Origin of the sequence: Mesorhizobium sp. M4A.F.Ca.ET.050.02.1.1, assembly GCF_003997725.1 — a bacterium.
In the GTDB taxonomy this organism is placed as follows: Bacteria; Pseudomonadota; Alphaproteobacteria; order Rhizobiales; family Rhizobiaceae; genus Mesorhizobium.
This window is the reverse complement of the sequence record NZ_RZSG01000469.1, coordinates 1-4,783: the sequence shown is the minus strand read 5'-3', so window position 1 is coordinate 4,783 and position 4,783 is coordinate 1. Positions and strand designations below refer to the sequence as shown.

The following is a 4,783-nucleotide window of genomic DNA, read 5'->3' as shown; positions in this document are numbered from 1 at the left end:
GCAGGCGAGCGGCCTACTCGGCCGCGACGTCGATACGGCGACTGGCAAGGAAGCCGCAAAATACTGCGCCATCAACATTCTGGCGCAGGCCAAGGCAGCGCTCGGCGATCTCGGGAAGGTCCGGCGCCTGGTCAAGATCACCGTCTTCGTCGCCTCGGCGCCCGACTTTGTCGAGCAGCATCTGGTCGCCAACGGCGCTTCCGATTTCCTGGTCGCGGTGCTGGGCGAAAGCGGCAAGCACGTCCGCTCCGCCGTCGGCACCGCCTCGCTGCCGCTTAACGCGGCGGTGGAGATCGAAGCGATCTTCGAAGTCGAATGAGCCGGACCGATATCATGACCGACCTTTCCTGGCTGACCGCACGCCCTGTCGCGCATCGCGGCTTCCACGACATGAACAAGGCGCGCTGGGAGAACACGCTGTCGGCCTTCGCGGCCGCCGCCGAGCGCGGCTACGCGATCGAATGCGACGTGCATCTCTCCTCGGACCGCGTTCCCGTCATCATCCATGATGGCGACCTCAAGCGGCTGACCGGTGAGGACGGCTTCGTCTGGCAGCGCACGGCGGCGGAGCTCTCGGCGCTCAAGGTCGGCGGCACGGCCGATCATGTGCCGACGCTGCAGCAGGCGCTCGACCTGATCGACGGCCGCGTGCCGCTGGTGGTCGAACTGAAGGGCACGCCGGGCTACGACCAGGGCCTTGTGGCGAGCGTCGGCAAGATGCTCAATCGCTACAAGGGCAAGGCGGCGATCATGTCGTTCGACCATTGGCTGATCCGCGATTTTCCGAAGGACGCGCCCGGCATTCCTGGCGGGCTGACCGCCTACGGCAAGGACAACCAGTTGATCGAGGCGCATTTCGCCATGCTGGCGCATGACATCGCCTTCACCTCCTATGCCGCCGGCGACCTGCCCAACCCCTTCGTCAGCTTCGTGCGCCAGCGGCTGAAAATGCCGGTCATCACCTGGACCGTGCATGACCAGCCGGCGGTCGACCTCACCTTCAAATATGCCGACCAGATGACCTTCGAAGGTTTCGAACCCGACCTCGTAAAGGTGGCGTGATCCAGGCTTGCGCAGCCCCGTATGGAGCTTAAATAAGCCTCATGGATCAGGGTGATGACGATGATGGACAGATGGCGAATGCGGAGTTTTCGATCCGCGTCGCCTCCGGTATCGGCGCCTTCACCTGCGATGAGTGGAACGGCTTTGCCGGGACCACGCGCGGTGACAAGGAAAACGGCTACAACCCTCTCGTTTCATTCGCTTTTCTGAGCGCGCTTGAAGAGTCCGGCTGCGCTGTGCGCCGCACCGGCTGGCAGGGCCACCACCTGCGATTGGAGACGGCGCAGGGCAAGCTGCTGGGCGCCGTGCCCTGCTATCTCAAATCGCACAGCCAAGGCGAATATGTTTTCGACCACGGCTGGTCGGATGCGTTCGAACGCGCCGGTGGCCGCTACTATCCGAAGCTGCAAAGTGCCGTGCCGTTCACTCCCGTCACCGGCCCTCGCCTGCTGGTCAGCAAGGGCGAGGATGACAGCGCGGTGAAGGCCGGCCTCGCGGCTGGCCTGAAGATGGTGACCGACAAGCTCGGCGTGTCCTCCGCTCACGTCACCTTCGCCTCGGAAAGCGATGTCGTCACGCTGGAGGCGGCCGGCTTCCTGCACCGCACCGACCAGCAGTTCCATTTCTTCAATGAAGGCTTTTCGAGCTATGACGACTTCCTGGCCACGCTTGCTTCCCGCAAGCGCAAGGCGATGAAGAAGGAGCGGCGCGAGGCACTGGCCGACGGCATCTCGATCGACTGGCTGACCGGCAAGGACCTGACCGAAAGGGTCTGGGACGACTTCTTTGCCTTCTACATGGACACCGGCGGCAGGAAATGGGGCCGTCCCTATCTGAACCGCCAGTTCTTCTCGCTGATCGGCGAGCGCATGGCCGACGACATCCTGCTGGTGATGGCCAGGCGCAACGGCCGCTACATCGCCGGCGCCATCAACTTCATCGGCTCCGATGCGCTCTACGGGCGCAACTGGGGCTGCATCGAGAACCATCCCTTCCTGCATTTCGAGATCTGCTATCACCAGGCGATCGACTTCGCCATCGAACGCAAGCTGAAGGTCGTGGAAGCCGGCGCGCAGGGCGAGCACAAGCTGGCGCGCGGCTACCGCCCGGTGACCATGCACTCGGCGCACTACATCGCGCATCCCGGCCTGCGCAACGCGGTGGCCGATTATCTGCGCCGCGAGCGCCGTGAGGTCGAGCGGATGGGCGAATATCTCGAGGACCACACGCCATTCCGCAAGGATCTGGCCGAATAGCCCCTCGTCCTTGTCGAGGCAGGCATAATCGATCTCGGGTGACCTGCCTTGCCGCGCCATGACGGCTTCGCTACACGAGGCAGGACATCCTTGATCAGGAGCGCCCGCCATGGCTGACTACGATTCCGGCAACATCTTCGCGAAGATCCTGCGCGGCGAAATCCCCTCGCACCGTGTCTATGAAGACGATGCGGTCATCGCCTTCATGGATGTGATGCCGCAAGGAGCGGGCCACACCCTGGTGGTGCCGAAGGCGCCGTCGCGCAATCTGCTCGACGCTGACGCGGCCACGCTCGGGCCGCTCTTCACGATCGTTCAGAAGTTGGCGCGGGCGGTCAAGAAGGCTTTCGGCGCCGATGGCGTCACCATCCTGCAGTTCAACGAACCGGCTTCGGGCCAGACCGTCTACCACCTCCATGTCCATGTCATTCCGCGCTTCGAGGGCATCCCCTTGAAGCCGCACAGCGGACAGATGGAACAGCCCGAGGTGCTGGCGGAAAATGCGAGCAAGATCCGGGCGGCGCTTGCTGACTGAACGAGCGCCGGCCGAAGCGCGCGACCATGGCGCGGCGAGCTTACCTTTCCCGCTCGCCGCGCAGCTTGGCCCAATAGTCCAGCCGTTTCCTGATATCGCGCTCGAAGCCGCGCTCAGGCGGATCGTAGAAGGTGCGCCGGCCCATCTTTTCCGGGAAATAGTCCTGGCCGGAAAAGGCGTCGGGCTCGTCGTGGTCGTAGCGATAGCCGGCGCCGTAGTCCTCTTCCTTCATCAGCTTGGTCGGCGCGTTGAGGATGTGCTTGGGCGGCAGCAGCGAGCCGTACTCCTTGGCCGCTTGCGTCGCCGCCTTGAAGGCGGTGTAGACGGCGTTGGATTTCGGCGCGGTGGCGAGATAGACGGCGGCCTCGGCGAAGGCGAGCTCGCCCTCGGGCGAACCAAGATAGTCATAGGCGTCCTTCGCGGCATTGGCGATGACCAGCGCCTGCGGGTCGGCCAGCCCGATATCCTCCACCGCCATGCGCACCAGCCGACGGCCAAGATAGAGCGGATCCTCGCCGGCGTCGAACATGCGGGCGAGATAGTAGAGGGCGGCGTCCGGGTCGGAGCCGCGCACCGATTTGTGCAGCGCCGAGATCAGATTGTAGTGACCGTCCTGGCCCTTGTCGTAGATCGGCGCGCGGCGCTGGATGATGCGCTGCAGACCCTCCGGGCCGAACACCTCGCCGGACTTGGCGGCGCGCCACACTTCTTCGGCGAGCGTCAGCGAGGCGCGGCCGTCGCCGTCGCTCATGCGGACGAGCATGGCGCGCGCCTCGTCGTCGAGTGGCAGCGCCCTGCCCTCGGCATCCTCGGCGCGTGCCAGAAGCTTGGCGATGCTGTCCTCGCCGAGTGAACGGAACACCAGCACACGCGCCCGCGACAGCAACGCCGCGTTCAGCTCGAAGGATGGGTTTTCCGTGGTGGCGCCGACCAGCACGACGGTGCCGTCTTCCATCACCGGCAAAAAGCCGTCCTGCTGGGCCCGGTTGAAGCGATGGATCTCATCGACGAAGAGCAGGGTCTGGCGGCCGTTGGCGCGGCGCAGCTTGGCCGCCTCGAACACCTTCTTCAGGTCGGCCACGCCCGAAAACACCGCCGATATCTGCTCGAAGGCGAGCTTGGTCTCGCCGGCAAGCAACCGCGCAACCGTGGTCTTGCCGGTGCCGGGCGGCCCCCAGAAGATCATCGAGCCGAGAGAGCCGGAATCGATCAGCCTGGTCAGCGCGCCATCGGGACCGGTCAGATGCTCCTGGCCGACCACCTCGCCGAGGTTTTTCGGGCGCAGCCGGTCGGCCAGCGGCCGGCCGGGCGGCGCCTTTTCCGGTTCATCGACGCTGAACAGATCGGCCATGAACGTCTTCGAAGCTGGAGGGCGATCCCTTGGATCGCCTCAATAACGCAACACCTGGCGCAGTATCTGCCCGCCGCGCTCGACGGTAAAGCGCCACCAGCGCGTGTCCTGCTGGGCTATTTGCGCCAGCGTCGCCGCCGTGTCGATGGTCGTGCCGTTCACCTCACGCACAATGTCGCCCGGCTGAAAGCCGAAATCGGCCGCCGGCGAATCGCGATTGATATCTACTACGGTGACGCCCTTGAGGTCGGTGCGCAGGCCGAGCTTCTGGGCAAGCCTCGGCGACAGTTCCGCGACCTTGGCGCCGGCGAACGGGCTGCGGCCATGCAGCGTCACCTCAGTGGCCTTGGCGCCTTCCGGCGCTCGCTCCAGCGGGATCTCCATCGTCGCCTGCTGGCCCTTGCTCAGCACAGCGAAGCTGGCCTTGGAGCCGATCGACAAGGTGGCCATGCGATAGTCAAGAGCCTCGATGCTTTCGACCGTCGTGTTGTTGAGCGACAGCACGACGTCGCCAGGCTTCAGCCCCGCCTTGCCCGCCGGCCCGGTAGCGTCGACCGTCGCGACCAGCGCGCCGGTCGG

The 4,783-nt window shown here is 65.1% G+C and carries 6 protein-coding genes; 4 read left to right on the top strand and 2 right to left on the bottom strand.

The features are described 5' to 3' along the window. The 4 genes from EOA33_RS24705 to EOA33_RS24690 form a co-directional block, all read left to right on the top strand. The coding region (locus tag EOA33_RS24705) for a RidA family protein (RefSeq protein WP_145989265.1) at positions 1-319 on the top strand (319 nt) is incomplete at its 5' end. A gap of 14 nt (positions 320-333) precedes the next feature. Continuing rightward, a complete protein-coding gene (locus EOA33_RS24700; RefSeq protein WP_126054454.1) occupies positions 334-1,062 on the top strand; it encodes a glycerophosphodiester phosphodiesterase in 729 nt (242 codons plus the stop codon). A gap of 41 nt (positions 1,063-1,103) precedes the next feature. Next, on the top strand, positions 1,104-2,318 hold the full coding sequence (locus EOA33_RS24695) for a GNAT family N-acetyltransferase (RefSeq protein WP_126054453.1): 1,215 nt from the start codon (positions 1,104-1,106) through the stop codon (positions 2,316-2,318). 109 nt (positions 2,319-2,427) lie between these two features. Then, positions 2,428-2,853, top strand: a complete 426-nt coding sequence (locus EOA33_RS24690; protein WP_126054452.1) for an HIT family protein — start codon at positions 2,428-2,430, stop codon at positions 2,851-2,853. 40 nt (positions 2,854-2,893) lie between these two features. On the opposite strand, the gene EOA33_RS24685 is transcribed toward EOA33_RS24690, so the two are convergent. Next, entirely contained in the window at positions 2,894-4,204 is a 1,311-nt protein-coding gene (locus EOA33_RS24685; protein WP_126054451.1) for a replication-associated recombination protein A, read from the bottom strand. Positions 4,205-4,243: 39 nt separating this feature from the next. Next, positions 4,244-4,783, bottom strand: a 540-nt coding sequence (locus EOA33_RS24680; RefSeq protein ID WP_127406824.1) for a PDZ domain-containing protein, incomplete at its 5' end; no start/stop codon positions are given.